Here is a 16,169-nt window from a genome sequence, read left to right on the forward strand (position 1 = left end):
AAAAGCTTGGTGCACCAGCAATTTGCCGGCACAAAATTTTTTTAGCTTCATTTCGCCCGTTGGTCAAGTTAGCGGCCCGGTTAGCGCCGTTTTAACTTGCGTGTGCTTTCTTGGGTGGTGGTTAACGCGTGGTTGCCAAGGAGCTGGCGTCTTTTGCAGCGGGCATTTCCACGAGTGCGCGCCCTCGTCGAATCGTGGCGTCAGCTGCTCGCTGTTGGCATCTGCGGCAACGGACGCGCGGCGACAACGCCCCAGTCATCGGCCAACACGCCGGAGTGGGACAGTGACGCGTCCACTTCATGCGGCCTTCCTAGCTGCCTCATACAACCCGTGCACGAACGCCTCGGCCTGTGCCTGCAGTCCAATGGCTAGTATTACGATGCTTTGCGGGTGAGTCGACCGTGAGAAACGAGCGCGATGCAGCGTCGCTCATGTCGATTGCGATGACAAGCAGAAAGAGTTCAAGGAGGAGGTCGAGAGGCGTTCCTACGCAATTACCAGGCGGTCCGTCGGTGCGCGCCCCGCGCGCTTGGCCGCGTAGCACAGGCCGCCTGCCGCGGCCGCTTGCCTGTCACCAGCCTTCCACGCGCGCTTCGCGCATGAGGGCGCGAGCGTCGGCGAACAGGAGTCTCTTCTTGAGCGATGAGTCGTTGCTGCCTTTTCTCAGCCGGTTCGATCCGGCCGAGTCGTCTGAAGGCAGCCTGGATCCCCTGGGCCTGTACGCAATGGCCGACGCGCTGGGCGTACGCTTGGCGCCGGGCGTGCGTGAGCGCCAGCGCAACCCGCGATTCCTGACGTTGGCGCTGGTCGGCATGGGCGTGCGCGCCGGGCTCGCGGAGGCCTCCGCGGCCGGCCTGCCGGCATGGCTGGTCTACGAATGGGTGGTTGTGGAATGCTTGGTCGGTCGCGTGCTCGGTGTCGGCGGCAGTGCCGCGCAAGCGCTCGGCATCCCGGGCCGCGACAAAGTGCTCGCGACCCTGAGGGCTAGGGACGCTCTGTCGACTGCCAACTACCTCAAGACGCCGGGCGTGTTCGGCTTCCACGGCATCTATAAGGTGCTGGGCATCAAGGCGCGGCTGTTTGACGCGGGCGGTCGCCTCGGCGAAGCCGGCATCGCGGTGGTGCGCGGGTGGGAAGCGGACAACGGCCTGCACGGCTTCCTTGACGGCGAGGGGCCCGGCGCGGAGCTGCGTGGCTTGCTCGCCCAAGCCGTCAAGGCGGGGCTAGACAAGGGTAGCTCGCAGGTGAGTGGCCGGCGCGCATTGGTCGACCTTGTGTGCCGCCACCTCGACCATCGCCAGATGGGCGAGCAGGAGGGCAGGGCGCTGTGGGCGGCGCTGCTTGGGGACGAGCTGCGGCGCGAATACCTCGAGCTGCTGACGTCGCCGGCGGGCCAGGCTGCTTGGCTCGCGGCCGATGGCGACGAAGCCACCGTGCACGCGTGGATGTGGGGGGCAGCCTCGTCGGCGCTGCGGGCGGTGCTGGCCGCGGTGGGCGCGCTCGAGCAACTGTTTCGCCTGCTGACCGATGCGTTCGATGAAATGCGCGCGCACCTGCACGGCAGCGGCCCCGTCCCGCTCGTACAACTGGCCGACGGTGCCGCAATGCGACGCGCGGCGCGGGACGCACCGCAGGCCACCGCGCAGGCGCGAGAACGGCTGGGCGCGCTCGATCCCGCGCAGCGGTCTAAGTTCGAATCGGTGCTGCCCTGGACCGACGAGTGCCTAGCACCGACCGCGTTCGCCGCGGCTCTGCTGGCGCATCACGAGGGCGTGCAGCGCAGCAAGCCGCCCAATGGCAAGCGATCCTGGTTCGACACCTGGGCGGACGGCCGCGTCGCGGTGCGCCCGGCCTATGCGTTGGCTGAGTTCGCGCCGCAGCCGCAGCGCTACGTGCACCAGTATCGACTGCAGCCCCTGTGGGCCTTCGCGGGATGGCTCGGTCGGGTGGGGGCCGATCAAGCGGCCAGGGAGGGCGATTGATGGCACGCGCCAGTAACCACGATCTCGAACGCCGGTCGCTACTGCAGGCGTGGACACCGCCGAAGGATGCGGGCGAGGCGCTCGGTGTCCTGGCGACGACCTTTACCTTCGACGCCGCCTTCTTCGAGGAGGAATGCCTGGGCCGCTTCGCGGCCATCGAGGCGGACGCGCAGCGCGACGGCGCCTTGTACCGGATCGAACGCGAGGAGCGCCTGGCCCAGCTGCGCTGCGCCGCGGTCGTGGCCGATATCCACCACGCAGGCGGCTCACGCAGCCTGCGCTGGGATCTGCTCGCCGCGCGGCCTCGTTCCGGCGTGATGCACGCCAAGATCTCGCTGCTCGCCTGGGAGCGCCACGTGCGCGTCATCATTGGGTCGGCGAACCTGACCGGCGAGGCGTACCGCCGCAACCGCGAAGGCGCGGGCGTGCTCGACTTCCATGAGGGCGCAGCGGACCGCGCGTTGCTCGATCCCGTACTGGCGTTCCTGCGCGAGCTGCTGGACCTGACCGCCGGGCCAGGCCGCGATCGCGCGCTGGACTTGGTCGACTGGGTCGCTGCGCGGAACTGGAGCGCGCCGCCGCCCGCGCGCGGGCTACAGCGGCGCGTAGTGCTGGTCGGCCCCGGCCGCGCCGGTGTATTCGACCAGTTGGCCCAGGTTCTGCCTGGTCGCGCGGACGAGGCGCACGTGGTGTCGCCGTTCTTTGACAAAGAGGGCGGGAGGTCGTATGCGCCGGACCGCGGGATCTGGGATCTGCTGATGCGCCGGCGCGGCGAGGCTGCGGTCAACTTGCACGTCGCCGGCGAGCCGCGTGGCGACGCTCAGGGATGGCGGCTGGCCCTGCCGTCGCACATCGTCGAGGACCACGCGCTGCAGCGGGCGAGCGCCACGCTGCGCCTGCATGCCATCGAGGCGTTCGAAGATACGGAGCGCCGGCCGCTGCACGCGAAATCGATAGCGCTGGCGGCCACCGACTGGGCGGCACTGCTGGTGGGATCCAGCAACTTCACCTGCGCGGGCCTGGGGCCGCAGGGTGCGCGGGTGGTGAACTGGGAGGCCAACCTGCTGTATTGGGTGAAGGCGCATGCCCGCGATCCCCTGCGGCGCAGCCTGGCGGCGCGGTCGACCTGCGGGCGCGAGGTCGATGTCTTCGGCCAGCATGAGTTCGACCCGGCCTTCGGAGACGAGTCCGAGGAGTGCGACGCGCCGGTCCTGCCCGCGTTCTTCAATGCCGTGTCGCTCAAGCGCCTGGCTACCGACGAGATCGACCTGGGATTCCGCTTCGCGGCTGATGGGGCGCCGGCCGATTGGGTCGTGCGTGATCGCGACCTGGTCGTGGCGAGTCACGTCGACTGGTTGGCCGCCGGGCAGCCGCGGCATTGGATGCGCGCCTGCCGCCGCCGGCCGCCAACCCCATCCACGCTGCGGGTGGAGTGGCACGGCGGGCGCGCGGGTGATGCCGTGATGGCGGCGGACTGGCCGATCAACATCGAGTGCGCCGACGTGCTGCCGGTGCCGGATGAGCTGCGCGACCTGTCCTTGGCGGCTCTGCTGGACCTGCTGGGCTCGGGGCGCCCCCTGCGCGAAGCCATTCGTGACTGGCTGCGACGCCGGCCCGACGACGACGATCCCGATCCGGAACTCGCGCTCGAGCTTGTCGACCCGCACGCCAAGGTCGACACCTCCGGTTTCCTGGTGCAGCGCGTGCGGCGCGCCTGCTGGGCCATGCGCCACCTGCGCGCGCGCCTGGAGGAGCCGCTAGCGTCCGGGCCGGCCTGGACCTGGCGCCTGGAGGGGCCGGTGGGCGCGCGTGCGCTGCTCGAGGCCATGCTGCGCCCTGGCGCTGCGCCCATGCTGGCTGACGAGGCGGCGTTCCTGCTCGCCGAATTCGAGCGCGAGCTGGCGCTGGTGCGGCTGGACGTCCGCGGCGACGACGCCTTGCGCACGTTCGCGCTGGAACGCCTCGCGATCTTGCGTGGCGGCCTGCGCGAGCGCCTGCAGGCCCTGCTGCCTGCCTGCTCCGCGAGCCTGCGCCGCTACGTCCGACAACCGAACACTTATCTCGACGATGCGACTGCCTGAGTCCCTGAACCTGCACGTGCCGGGGCACCTGCTGCCTGCCGACGCCCGGCGCCAGACGCGCTCCGCCGAGGAACTGCTGGCGCGGCTGGCCGTGCAGCCTGGCGTGATCCTGGGCGATGAGGTCGGCATGGGCAAGACCTTCGTCGCGCTGGCGGTTGCGTCGGCCTGCGTGGTCGCTGACCCGTCGCGGCCGGTGGTCGTTATGGTGCCGGGCAACGTGGCGCAGAAGTGGGTGCGCGACGCCAGTACCTTCCGTGAGCGCTGCCTGGACGGCGAGGACCGCGCGCGCCTGCGGGTCGCCTGCGCCGAGACGGGCGTCGGCCTGCTCAAGCTGCTCGACGACCCGCCGCAGCGCCGTGCCTCGCTGATCGTGCTCGCGCACGGCGCGCTGCACCGCAAGGTGGCGGACAAGTGGGTCAAGCTGGCGATGCTGCAGGCCGCCGTCAAGGGCCGGCCGGGTTGCGACGACCTGCGGCGGCGGCTGGCGCGCTTCGCGCCGATGATCTTGTCGAATGCGCGCGAACCCGACCGCGAGTTCAGCCTCTACTTGCGCCTGCTGGAAACGCCGCCCGCTAACTGGCTGCCCGTGCTGGCCGAGGCCGGCCAGGGACCGCGGGATGGCGACAACCCGGTGCCCGCAGCCTTCGTCGAGGCGCTCGGACGCGTCGACCTGTCGCCGTTGTACCGGACGCTGGCGGAATGTCTGCCTGGCCGCCGCTCCGAGCAGCTGGTTGAGCGCATCCGGCGCGCCCGCAAGGCGCTCGAGGTCGGCGACACAACCCTGCCGGTCGGCCAGCGTGGCTCGATCGCGGACGTGTGGGTCGCGGCCGTCCAGCACAGCCGGCTGTCGTTCCCGCTGCTGGTGCTGGACGAGGCGCACCGCGCACGCAACGATGGCACCCAGCTCGCCGCGTTGCTGCGCGCCCGCGACGAGGAGCTCGACGCAGCGGGCGGCCAGCTGGCCAACCGCTTCGACCGGATGCTGTTCCTCACGGCCACGCCGTTCCAGCTCGGGCATCGCGAACTCGTCAACGTGCTGCGCCGCTTCGAGGCGATCTGCTGGGACGGCGCGGCGGCGCCGACGATGGTGCGCACCGTCTTCCGCGAGCGCACGGCGGCGCTGCAGGGGGCGCTGGACACGATGCAGCTGGCTACGGACGGCCTCGAGCGTGCCTGGAAGAGGCTGCGCCACGCCGACATGGCCGAGGCGCAGGAGCAGCTCGGCGAGGCCTGGTGGGAAGCGCACACCGACGCGGCGCAAGGCGTCGACGAGCGCGTGCGCGGCGTCGTCTTAGCCTTCGACGCAGCGCGGTCCGCGGTCCGGACCGCGCAGGCGTGCCTGCAGCCCTGGCTCCTGCGCAACACGCGGAGCCCGTGGCTCGCGACGCTGGGCGGCCCGGTGCCGCGCCGCGTTCGCATCACCGGGGAGGCCGTGCTGCAGGAGGCGCAGGCAGCGGGCGAGGCCGGGAGCGTCGCCGTCGGCGGCCTCAAGGTGCGCGACGACAGCATGCTGCCGTTCCTGCTCGTGGCGCGCATGGCGACACTGCCAAACGTCTCTAAGGTGTTCAGCGAAGGACTGCCCTCGAGCTACGAGGCGGCGCTGGACACGCGGCGCGACAAGGCGGACCCGTCCCCGGACGACACCGGCGCCGTGTCGGACGCCGGCCTCGACCAGCGCCGCGCGCGCTGGTATGACGAGCGGCTCCGCGAGGCGGCCTTGTCCGAGGAGGCGAAGGGCCTGGGCACCCATCCCAAGCTCCAGGCCACGGTCGAGCTGGCGATGTCGCTGTGGAGCCGCGGCGAGAAGGTGCTGATCTTCGCGCACTACCAGCAGACCGGCGCCGCCTTGCTGCGCCACCTGTCGGAGGCCATGCTGGCGGCGACCGAGCGGCAGGGAGCGCTGACCTTCGGCTGCGCGCCGCACGAGGTCGCGGCACAGGTCGAATCGCGGCAGAGCCAGATCGACGACCGGCCGGCCGACGAGGCCATCGCTGGGGTGCTCGACGCGATGCTCGAGAAACTGCCGGCACTGCGCGGCGAGGGCTTGCCCGAGCGGCTGAAATCTGTGGTCAAGCGCTTCATGCGCACCGCGACGTTTCTGGTGCGCTTCGGCGGCCGTCGGGACGAGCCCTCCGTCGCCGAATGGGTGCGCAACATGTTCGACAGGCCTGATGCCTCGGGCTTATCCCTGCGTATGTTGGTCGCCCAGTTCCTGGACTTTCTCGCGCGCCTGGAGAGCCGCAGCCAGCAAGCCTACCTCGACGCCCTAGACAGCATCCGCACGGGCATCCACGCCGGCGGCGCCGCGGAAGCCAGCTTCGACGCGGATGAGGTCGCCGACGCGGAGCTCCGCAAGGTGCGCCTGGTGCCCAACGTGGGTCGGGTCTACGGCGACACCCACGACGACACGAAGGAGCGCCGCCTGCTCGCGTTCAACACGCCGTTTTATCCCGAGATCCTGGTCGCGAGCAACGTCGCCGCCGAAGGCGTGGACCTGCACCTGAACTGCAGCCACGTCATCCACCACGACCTCGACTGGAACCCGAGCTCGCTGGAGCAGCGTACCGGCCGCGTCGACCGCCTGGGTGCGAAGTGCGAGCGCGCCGGCCGTTCGATCCGCGTCTACCTGCCCTACGTGGAAGGCTGCCAGGACGAGAAGTTGTTCCGCGTTGTCATGGACCGCGAGCTGTGGTTCGGTGCGGTGATGGGGGCCGACCAGTCGATGACGCGCCTGCTGTCCGCCAACCCATGGGAACTAGAGCGCCTGGCCGACGCCGTGCCCGTGCCCGAACGCTTGGTCGCGGACCTGGCGATGCGTGGCTTGGCCGTGGAGCCGCATGTCGCAACCGCCACCGCGGGGGCGATCCAGCACGCGGCTGGGGTGGCGGCCTGAGCGATGAATGATTTGATCGTTTCCTGCTTGGCGGATCACATGGAGCTCGCGCGTGACTGCTACCGTCATCTCGAGGGCCGTCATAAGGACGAACCGTTGCGCGTCGCGGTCTGCGGCGTCTACAACGCGGGCAAGAGTTCTCTGCTTAACTCCCTGGCCGGACGTGGTGAAGCGTTCCGCACAGGCGCCGCGCGAGTGACCACAGACGTCTCTGAGCTTCTCGTCGGGCAGGTGGTGTATGTGGACACTCCTGGCAGCGACGGAGCGCAGCAGGATGACACCGTCGCGCTGGCAGGAACGCTGCGCGCTGACCGCGTGCTGTACGCGCATCCGCTGTCCGAGATGGAGTTCCAACAACAGGAGCGCGCCTGGCTTCGGCGGCTCGCGCGCGAGCTGCAAGACGCGCCCAAGCGGTTGGCGCTAGTCATCACGAAAGCTGACGATACCGACGGCCGTGACGACGAGCGGCGCCAGCACGCGATCGAGGCGGCCTTCAACGAGGTGACCGGCTTTGCTCCGGCCAGGACCTTCGTCGTCTCGGCGCGGCGGTTTGAGAAGGGCATGCTGCCGCGAAGCGGCATCCTGGCGCTGAAGGGATGGATCGACGCCTGCGCCGAGGACGCCGACGTGCGCTTCGCGTTCGCGCGCCAGCGCCGCGACATCGAGCGAGGCGAGGTGCGGAGGCGGGTGCAGTCAGTTGCCGATGAGACTGGGCGCGAGCTCGATCGCCTCGAGCACGAGTTCGCGCTGCGGACCCGCTCGTTCGAGTTCGCGGCAGAGCAGCTCGTGGAAAAAGTGCGCGAGGCCGTGGACCGTATCCGCGACCAGCCGGGAGCCACTAATCCGGACGGTTTCTGCGCGTTGCGCGCGAGCTTGGCGCGGCAGGCGTGCGGCAACGCGCGCTGGGGCATGCACCTGCTGCTGCAGGAACATGTCGACATCGTCCAGGGCAGAGTGGATTCGGTCATCGGCCTGGAGAATCTCAAGAACGTCGCCAGCAGCAATGCCGCAGCGCGTGGAATCGACGCGCTGGCGCCTTTGGCCGAGTGTCTGCGCTTCGCGGACGAGTTGCAGCCAGCGGTGCGGCGGATTGCTGCGCTGGCGGCCCGGCAGGCAGAGCTCTTTAGCCTCACGGAGAGACTTGAATGACGAACGACATGCCCTTGGGAGGCGACGAGGTTATGACGCGTGACGAGTTCCTGCTCGTCTTTAGGGCGCTGTCAGCAGAGTTCGAGCGGCGCCAGTGCGAGGCGTCCGCCCAGGAACAGACGTTCCTCGGAGCGCTCGAGCGATGCTGCAGCGCGGCATGTGCGCAGCCGTTGTTGGACAGTCGCCTGGAGGAGCACCACGAGTTGAGGGCGCTCATCGAGGAACAGACCCACCGCATCCGCGCGATCCTCGACCACTGGGCCGGCAAGATGCGCGACAGCGATCGTCAGGCGAAGTTCAAGGCGAAGGTGCAGGATTCGCTGCTGGTTTTCGTCTACGGCAAGGTTAAGGCGGGCAAGTCCTCGCTCGGCAACTATGTTGCCTGGGGACGGCACGATCCCGGCAAGGAGCTGCCGGAGCCCGCACCGGGACAGCCAGAATTTTTCGTCGAGGATAGCCGCGCGTTGACCGAGCGCGTAGACGACGCGCAGATCCGCCACAGTCGCAGCTTCACGGTGGGTAGCGGCGAGACGACGAGCGCCATCCAGGGCTTCATCCTGCCCGGCTTGACCTGGGTCGACTCACCTGGCCTGCATTCCAAGCTCGCCGACAATGGCGAGCTCGCCAGCCAGTACGTGGATGCTGCGGACCTGGTGCTGTACCTCACCAGCTCGACCGCGCCATGCAAGCGCAGCGACCTCGACGAACTCGGGGACCTCGGGCGCAAGCAGCACAACCTATCCGTGATCATCACCGGCAGCGACGTGTTCGACGAGGATGAGGTCGATGGCGAGCTGGTGAAGGTCCTGGCGATGAAGTCGTCCAAGGATCGCGTTGAGCAAGTCAGCTATGCGCGCAGCAGCCTAGACGCCCCGTCCTCGGGGCCGGACAGCGAGCAATCGCGCATCGTGGCGCGCACGCTCGAGCGCGCGCAGGTCTTCTCCGTCTCAGTCCGCTACGCCGAGGAGCATCCACAGGCCGCCGGCATGGCCGACAGCGGCATGGGGCAGATGCTGCACAGCGTAGCCCGCCTGGCCCGCAGCTGCGGCGTGCGCGCCAAGCAGATCCAGCCCTTGAACAACCTGCGCGCGTTCCTCGTGCGCGCCCGCGATGACGAGCTGGTCCAACTCAAGGCCAACCTTGGCCAGTCCGCACAGGCGGTGGCACGGTCCCGCGACTATGCCCGGTCGCAGGCCGAGGCTGAGTGTTCAAAGTTGGTTGCGGCGCTAGGCCCGCGCATCGACGCCTTGCTGCACGAGCAAGCGATGAAAGACACGGCCTTCCGCAAGGCTGTGGCCGACCTGCTGGCCCAGTGGTCGATAGACCTCGTAACGCAGGTGACGCAGGCCTACGCGTCCACGATGGAGACCACCCTGCCGGCGGCACTCGACGACGTCGCAGGCGCCATTCCCGGCTTCCAACGCCGCTTTATCCACAACCAGCGCAAGCGCGAACTGCGCTCGCGGCAGGGCGCCGCCGTGGGCGCGCTTCTACTCGGAGTCGTCGCAACCGTGGCTACCGGCGGCGCCGGGCTGGTGGTAGCAGGCCTCGTCGGCGCAGCTGCGGCGGCCGTCGGCGGCGCAGCAGGCAAGTACGTCGGCGACTTTTTGGAGACCGACGAACTCGTCACGATCCCGGTGGGGGACAACGCGCCCGAGGTCGGCGCCGCGGCGCGCAAGCTGCTGGCCAGCCGTCTGCAGGCCACGGCACGGATCGTCATAGAGTCCCTGGATCGATCATGTTTCACCAGCATCCTGGACTGGATCGATGGGCTGCAGCGTGATGTCGACCGTCTGGAGAAGGAAACGCTCGACCTGTTAGAGGATGTCGACCAACGCATTGCCAAGCACGACGAGAGCACCGCCGCGGCCGCCGTCGACGACAACCGAAGGGAGAACACATGACCTCGCAAAACCCGCTCGTCGCTCTAAAGGATCGTTTCGAGGCGATCCGCCCAGATCTCGAGCATGCCCTCGCTGCCGATCCCGCCGCGCTAGGCAGGGTGAGCACGACGGCCGACGCGCTGCGTGCGACCGCAGCCGACGGACGCCTGAACACAATCGTCTTTGGCAACTACAACGCCGGCAAGTCCACCTTCATCAACGCCCTGCTGGGCCAGGAGTTGGCGCAGATGGGCGACGTGCCGCTGACGGCCAGCGTCGATAGCTACGAGTGGGAAGGCCACGTGCTGTTCGATACGCCCGGCATCGACGCGCCCATCGCGCACGAGAAAGTCACTGATGACTTCATCGAGCGCCGCTGCCATGCCGTGATCTACATCGTCCCGACCGGCGGCGCGGTCGAGGAGGCGAAGACCTGGGAGCGCTTGTGCGGCTTCGTCGCCGCGCACAAGGCGGTGCTGATAGTGGTCAACGATCGCGGTGGCCAGGACCTTAACAGCGTGGACTTCGCAGAGTTGCGCAACACGATCTACGCCAACATGCAGGCGGCCGCTCAGCGCTTGGGCACCTCCGTCGCGCCCGAGCAGATCGACGTGCTGCACGTCAAGGCGCGCACGGCACTCAAGGCCCGGCTCGAGAACAAGCGGGCGTTATTGCAGAGCAGTGGCATTGTCCAGGTCGAGGGCGTCCTGCGCCACTTCCTGGCGGCGAAGACGGCCAAGGTCCTGGCGCCCTGTCTAAAGCAGGCGAGCGACGTCGTCGGCGAGGCCATCGCTGCGCTGTCGACGCGGGCCGGCGGAGACGCAGGGACCAGGCTCGCGGCTATTCGCAACGAGGCCGAGGCGGAGCGCCAGAAGCTGGAAGCCGGCCTGAACGAGGAACTCGACGACCTGATCCGCAGCGAGACGAAGCGAATGCGTGACGCCGCTTCTACGATCGCGACGCAAGGTGGCGGGGTGGCCGGCATGGTCACGGAGAAGTTTGACGAGAGCCTGGCGCGCATCGCCGCTGGCCTAGAGCGGCAGTTGAATCTCCAGCGCACCCGCGCGGACGAGGTGGCGCGACGTGCGGCCACGCTGCTGCGCAGTGAAGTGACGCTGGGCGGCAAGGCGTTGGAGAACGTCCACGTCGAGGTCGTGGTGGACGAGCCCGCGGCCAAGGAAGCACCGACTCAGGGACGGTTCGCGGGCGAGGTCGCCGAACATGCGCGCAACGCGCCGTGGGCGAAATGGACCGAGAAGGGAGCCGCGATGGCCCTGCAGTACGGCAAGGGCACTTTCCCCGACATGTTCAAGGGCATCGGCAAGAAGACCATGGAGCGCTGGGCCGGCGCCGCGGGAAAGGCGGTAGGCCCGGTAGTGCAGGTGGCGGTCGCCGGTTACCAACTGGTCGAAGCGCACCGCACTGACACCCGCGAGCGAGAGGCTTTCGAGGGCTTCGTCAACGGTGTTATGGAGACCATACGCCAGGCCTTCGGCGATGCGCGCGAGGAGTACCAGTCGATGTTCCCAGCCGTTGCCGTGGCGACGCTGCGACCGGTGTTGGACGCGCTGGATGCCCGGCTAGATGCACTGGAAGCGACCGATGACGCCCGGCGCGCAAGCAAGTCGCGACTGACAAACTGGACGCGCGAGCTCGGCACCTGAGCGGCGTCAGGAGACGATGAGCCCGCTGGCCTTCACGTCGTGCAAGTCGACGGGGATCCGATTCAATGAATGGCATCCCGATCACAGCATCACCATGGTGCGGAAGGCGCTCGTTCAACTTCTGCGGCTGCCCAAGAGACCTAGCGGCGCTCGCGCGGCGAGCGGGCTGATCCTGGTCAAGGTCGCCTTGCCGGACGGAGGGCTCGCCATCTACGCCGTCAGCCCGCATCAACTCGCCGGGCATCCGGCTCTCAAGCGCGCTGAGCGGGTGTTGGCTCAAGGCCGGCGAGTCGCTGTTCAAGCAAGGTTGCCGGAAGGAACTATCGCCTGGATGCACTCCAGAACCATGCAGGCGGTCTCGCCGGGCGCTACACGCCGTTATGACGGTTTGCCGGTGCTGAGACCGTAGGGCGCAGGGTGGGCCAATTAGGCCTCTGTGCAGAAGCGTTTGGCCTACTTTTGGCCTACTAGAAACGCCAACGCCACCCGAAGATGGCGTAAGTCGTTGAAGCATCTGGTGCGCCCGGTTGGGATCGAACCAACAACCCCTGCCTTCGGAGGGCAGTACTCTATCCATTGAGCTACGGGCGCGAAGCCGTGCATTCTAACAGCGGGCTTTCACCGTCCAGAGAGCCGCGGGCGTGCTGCCATAATTCGCCGGCTTTATGCGCCGCGCGCCGTTCCGGTGCGCCAGAAGAACACCGACGAGGATAGTCAAGAGGAATCCATGAGCGCCAGCCACGATCACGACCACGACGACGCCCACACCGGCCCCATCAAGACCCCCAAGCAGTTGGCCTGGGCCGTGTTCTTTTCCTTCGTCGTGCCGATCATCGTGATCATCCTGCTGGCCAACTACGTGACCACGTCGACCAAGCCCGCCGCCGGTACCGGCGCACTGGAGGGTGAGGCGGTCGCCGCGCGCATCGCGCCGCTGGGCCACGTCGAGGTCAAGGACGCCAACGATGCCGCCTCGCTGAAGACGGGCGAGCAGGTGTTCCAGGCGCAGTGCTCGGCCTGCCATGCGACCGGCGCGGCCGGTGCGCCCAAGCTGGGCGACGCCGCGGCCTGGGGCCCGCGCATCAAGACGGGCGTCGAGGCACTGCTGAATTCGGCGCTGAAGGGCAAGGGCGCCATGGGTGCTCAGGGCGGTGGCGATTTCAGCGACTTCGAGGTCCAACGCGCGGTGGTCTACATGGCCAACCAGGGCGGCGCCAAGTTCGACGAGCCCAAGGCGCCCGCCGCCGCCGCGTCGGCCGCGAACTGAGCCGACCCAGGTCACGATAGAAGCCCGCCGCGAGCGGGCTTCTGTCATTTCAGGGGTGGGGCCGACGCTGGTAGTGGTGGGTGGCCGGCAGCTTGGCGGCGATGCAATCCTGCGGCGTCCAGCGCCGCAGTTCGACGGCGTCGGCGGCCAGCACCATGTCCTGCGAGTGCACGAGGCCGAAGCCGAGGTCGGTGTCCAGGTAGAGGTGGCCCATCTCGTCCAGCCAGGTCGATTCGACGCTGGCCTCCCGGCCGGTGTGGCTGAGCACGCGGCCATCTGGCTGCAGGCGCCACACCCAGGGCGTGCTTTCCAGTTCGACGTAGACGCGTTGCGGCCCGTTCTGGAAGAACCAGGCGCCGCGCTCGTCGACGTCGTAGTTGCGGCCGATGAAGGCGAGCAGCTTGTCGTGCTCGATGCGGCTGCCCTTCACTCGCGGGAAGGGGCCGGCGTGCTGGATGCGGTTGTCGCGCATGTACCAGTCGCCGCGCGCATCGAGCGCCAGCCAGCCGTAGCAGTGGGGGACGTTGGGCCACTTCTTGAGTGCGGCCTGAACGATGTCATCCATCGAGCCATCCTTCAGCGGTGCTTGCACAACCAGTCGCAGACCTGCTCGGGCATGGTCAGCAGGTGGCCGGGCATGCGGCCGGCCGCGAAGCCGACATGGCCGCCGTGGCCGGGCTGCCAGAGTGTCACATAGGCGCCTACTTCAGCGGCGTTGGGCAGGCTGTGGCCGGGCACGAAGGGGTCGTTGCATGCGTTCAGCACCAGCGCCGGGATGCGGATGCGGTGCAGATGCGGCTTGGCGGCGGCGCGGGCCCAGTAGTCCTCGGTGTTCCTGAAGCCGTGCAGCGGCGCGGTGAAGAGGTTGTCGAACTCGTGGATGGTGGACGCGCGCTTGAGGCGTTCGCCGTCGAACAGGCCGGGGTGCTGCTGCAACTTGCGCAGCGCCTTGGGGATCATCGTGCGCAGGAAGCGGCGCGCGTAGACCTGCTTGTTGAAGCCGCGGTCGATGGCCGCGCCGGCGGCGGCGAGGTCGATGGGCGAGCAGACGGAGCAGACGGCACTGGCCACGTGGGCGGCGGCGTGGCCGGCTTCCTCGGCCCAGCGCATCAGTGCATTGCCGCCCAGCGACACGCCGGCCACGAGGAGCGGCGCACCGTGGCGCTCGCGCAGGCGCTGCAGGATCCAGCCGACTTCTTCGTAATCGCCCGAGTGGTAGGCGCGCGGCGCGCGGTTCAGCTCGCCCGAGCAGCCGCGGAAGTGCGGCAGCGCCATGGCCCAGCCGCGCGCGCGGGCGGCGCTGGCGAAGGCGACGCTGGAGTGGCTGGTGCGGTCGCCCTCCAGGCCGTGGAAGAGCACGAACAGGGGGGCGCCGGCCGGCGCCGAGGCCAGGAAGTCGACGTCGATGAAGTCGCCGTCGGGCGTGTCCCAGCGCTCGCGCGTCCATTCAGGCGGCGGGCCGTCGTGCTGGCGGCTGAACAGCGCCGGCCAGATGGTCTGCAGGTGCCCGCCGGGCAGCCAGCGGGGCGCGCGGTACTGCATCAGTGCAGCGTGCCGGCGTCTGCCACCAGTTCCTGCACGTCGCCTGCGTTGCCGGGGCTGGCGTGGTGCAGCACCAGGCGCCAGCCCAGCGCGGTCTTCAGGTAGACGTTGGTCGCGATGACCCAGGCCGTCGGGGCTGCCTGGCCGGCCTCGCTGTGCAGCTGCACGCGCTCCAGCACGTGGTGGATGGCGCAGTCGCCGCTGTGCAGCCGGCGCACGCGCTCGGGCTGCACGCGCACGGGGCCGCGCTCGAACGCGGCCGCGAAGGCCGCGCGGATGGCCGGCAGGCCGACGATGCGCGGGCCGCCCGGGTGCACGCAGGCGACGTCCTCGTCGTCGGCCCACAAGGCCATCAGGTGCTCGAGGTCGGCGTGCTGCAAGGCCTCGTAGAACTGGGCCTCGGTGTCGTCGGGCGAGGCCAGCAGCGCGGCCTGCTGGGCGGCGGAGCGGGGCATCAGTGGCCGCCCGGCCGCCCGAAGGGCACTGGCGCCCCCTCGGGGGGCAGCGATCGGAGAGCGCGTGGGGGCGTCATGTGAGTCAGTGGTGGCTGCCCACGACCTCACCGGCCTTCAGCTTGTAGGCCGTGCCGCAGTAGGGGCACTGGCCCTGGCCGTCGTGGGTCAGGTCGATGAAGACCTTGGGATGGTTGCTCCACAGCGCCATCTTGGGGTTGGGGCAGAAGACGGTGCCGTTGTCGTTGCAGTCCTTGGCCGTGACTTCGACGGTGGCGGCGGGCGTGGTGTTGGTGCTCATGTTGTGTGCTCTTGGACGGCGCTTAAACCGCGGTCAGCCATTCGGCGTACTTGGGGTTGCGGCCGTTGACGATGTCGAAGAAGGCCGACTGGATCTTTTCGGTGATGGGGCCGCGCGAGCCGCTGCCGATCTCGATGCGGTCCAGCTCGCGGATGGGGGTCACTTCCGCGGCGGTGCCGGTGAAGAAGGCCTCGTCGCAGATGTAGACCTCGTCGCGCGTGATGCGCTTCTCGACCAGCTTCAGGCCCAGGTCCTGGCAGATCGAGAAGATGGTGTTGCGGGTGATGCCGTTGAGCGCGCCGGCCGACAGGTCGGGCGTGTAGACGACGCCGTTCTTGATGACGAACAGGTTCTCGCCCGCGCCTTCGGAGACGAAGCCGGAGGCGTCCAGCAGCAGCGCCTCGTCGTAGCCGTCGTCGGTGGCTTCCATGTTGGCCAGGATGGAGTTGGTGTAGTTGGACACCGTCTTGGCCTGCGTCATCGTGATGTTGACGTGGTGGCGGGTGTAGGAGCTGGTCTTCACGCGGATGCCGCGCTTCAGACCTTCTTCGCCGAGGTAGGCGCCCCAGCTCCACGCGGCCACCATCAGGTGCACCTGATTGCCCTTGGGGCTGACGCCCAGCTTCTCGGAGCCGATCCAGATCAGCGGGCGGATGTAGGCGCTCTTCAGGCCGTTGGCCTTGACGACGGCGCGCTGCGCCTCGTTGATCTCTTCAGCAGAGAAGGGCACCTTCATGCGCAGGATCTTGCCGCTGTTGAGCAGGCGCTGCGTGTGCTCCTGCAGCCGGAAGATGGCCGTGCCGTTGACGGTGTCGTAGGCGCGCACGCCCTCGAAGGCGCCGCAGCCGTAGTGCAGCGTGTGCGTCAGCACGTGGATCTTGGCGTCGCGCCAGTCGACGAGCTCGCCGTCCATCCAGATCTTGCCGTCGCGGTCGTGCAGGGGGGCGGGAACCAT

The 16,169-nt window shown here is 68.7% G+C and carries 13 protein-coding genes and 1 tRNA gene; 8 read left to right on the top strand and 6 right to left on the bottom strand.

From position 1 onward, the window contains the following. The first annotated feature begins 635 nt into the window (after positions 1 to 635). Genes AC1Q7O_RS13580 through AC1Q7O_RS13610 form a run of 7 tightly spaced genes read left to right on the top strand, consistent with a single transcriptional unit; the run spans position 636 to position 12,061 of the window. Positions 636 to 1,982: a hypothetical protein gene (locus tag AC1Q7O_RS13580; protein WP_492659574.1), complete on the top strand. Its 1,347-nt coding sequence runs from the start codon at positions 636 to 638 to the stop codon at positions 1,980 to 1,982. Further along, positions 1,982 to 4,063: a phospholipase D family protein gene (locus AC1Q7O_RS13585; RefSeq protein ID WP_492659573.1), complete on the top strand. Its 2,082-nt coding sequence runs from the start codon at positions 1,982 to 1,984 to the stop codon at positions 4,061 to 4,063. Before AC1Q7O_RS13580 ends, AC1Q7O_RS13585 begins: the two co-directional genes overlap by 1 nt. Next, positions 4,050 to 6,956, top strand: a complete 2,907-nt coding sequence (locus AC1Q7O_RS13590; RefSeq protein ID WP_492659572.1) for a C-terminal helicase domain-containing protein — start codon at positions 4,050 to 4,052, stop codon at positions 6,954 to 6,956. The genes AC1Q7O_RS13585 and AC1Q7O_RS13590 overlap by 14 nt, the downstream gene beginning before the upstream one ends. A gap of 3 nt (positions 6,957 to 6,959) precedes the next feature. Next, the gene (locus tag AC1Q7O_RS13595; protein ID WP_492659571.1) at positions 6,960 to 8,105 is read left to right on the top strand and encodes a GTPase; all 1,146 of its coding nucleotides are present in this window, start codon (positions 6,960 to 6,962) and stop codon (positions 8,103 to 8,105) included. Further along, entirely contained in the window at positions 8,102 to 10,009 is a 1,908-nt protein-coding gene (locus tag AC1Q7O_RS13600) for a dynamin family protein (RefSeq protein WP_492659570.1), read from the top strand. Before AC1Q7O_RS13595 ends, AC1Q7O_RS13600 begins: the two co-directional genes overlap by 4 nt. Then, positions 10,006 to 11,652: a dynamin family protein gene (locus tag AC1Q7O_RS13605; RefSeq protein WP_492659569.1), complete on the top strand. Its 1,647-nt coding sequence runs from the start codon at positions 10,006 to 10,008 to the stop codon at positions 11,650 to 11,652. The genes AC1Q7O_RS13600 and AC1Q7O_RS13605 overlap by 4 nt, the downstream gene beginning before the upstream one ends. 16 nt (positions 11,653 to 11,668) lie before the next feature. Next, the gene (locus AC1Q7O_RS13610; protein ID WP_492659568.1) at positions 11,669 to 12,061 is read left to right on the top strand and encodes a hypothetical protein; all 393 of its coding nucleotides are present in this window, start codon (positions 11,669 to 11,671) and stop codon (positions 12,059 to 12,061) included. Positions 12,062 to 12,167: 106 nt separating this feature from the next. Here the strand turns inward: AC1Q7O_RS13610 and AC1Q7O_RS13615 are convergent. Further along, positions 12,168 to 12,243 (bottom strand) — tRNA-Arg (locus AC1Q7O_RS13615). 136 nt (positions 12,244 to 12,379) lie between these two features. Here AC1Q7O_RS13615 and AC1Q7O_RS13620 point away from each other — a divergent pair. Next, positions 12,380 to 12,919 carry a c-type cytochrome gene (locus AC1Q7O_RS13620; RefSeq protein WP_492659567.1) on the top strand — a complete coding sequence of 180 codons (540 nt, stop codon included), beginning with the start codon at positions 12,380 to 12,382 and terminating at the stop codon, positions 12,917 to 12,919. Between the two features lie 49 nt (positions 12,920 to 12,968). On the opposite strand, the gene AC1Q7O_RS13625 is transcribed toward AC1Q7O_RS13620, so the two are convergent. The 5 genes from AC1Q7O_RS13625 to AC1Q7O_RS13645 all read right to left on the bottom strand — a co-directional run bounded on the left by AC1Q7O_RS13625 (position 12,969) and on the right by AC1Q7O_RS13645 (position 16,169). Further along, complete coding sequence (locus tag AC1Q7O_RS13625) at positions 12,969 to 13,484, bottom strand: DUF2946 family protein (protein ID WP_492659566.1); 516 nt, start codon at positions 13,482 to 13,484, stop codon at positions 12,969 to 12,971. A gap of 11 nt (positions 13,485 to 13,495) precedes the next feature. Beyond that, the gene (locus AC1Q7O_RS13630; protein WP_492659565.1) at positions 13,496 to 14,461 is read right to left on the bottom strand and encodes a YheT family hydrolase; all 966 of its coding nucleotides are present in this window, start codon (positions 14,459 to 14,461) and stop codon (positions 13,496 to 13,498) included. Further along, positions 14,461 to 14,916, bottom strand: a complete 456-nt coding sequence (locus AC1Q7O_RS13635; RefSeq protein WP_492659564.1) for a YybH family protein — start codon at positions 14,914 to 14,916, stop codon at positions 14,461 to 14,463. The genes AC1Q7O_RS13630 and AC1Q7O_RS13635 overlap by 1 nt, the downstream gene beginning before the upstream one ends. Before the next feature lie 82 nt (positions 14,917 to 14,998). After that, positions 14,999 to 15,214 (bottom strand): zinc-finger domain-containing protein, encoded by a 216-nt coding sequence (locus tag AC1Q7O_RS13640; RefSeq protein ID WP_394513661.1) that lies wholly within the window; start codon positions 15,212 to 15,214, stop codon positions 14,999 to 15,001. Between the two features lie 22 nt (positions 15,215 to 15,236). After that, on the bottom strand, positions 15,237 to 16,169 hold the full coding sequence (locus tag AC1Q7O_RS13645; RefSeq protein WP_492659563.1) for a branched-chain amino acid transaminase: 933 nt from the start codon (positions 16,167 to 16,169) through the stop codon (positions 15,237 to 15,239).

Source organism: Roseateles sp. GW823-FHT07B05, assembly GCF_058794515.1.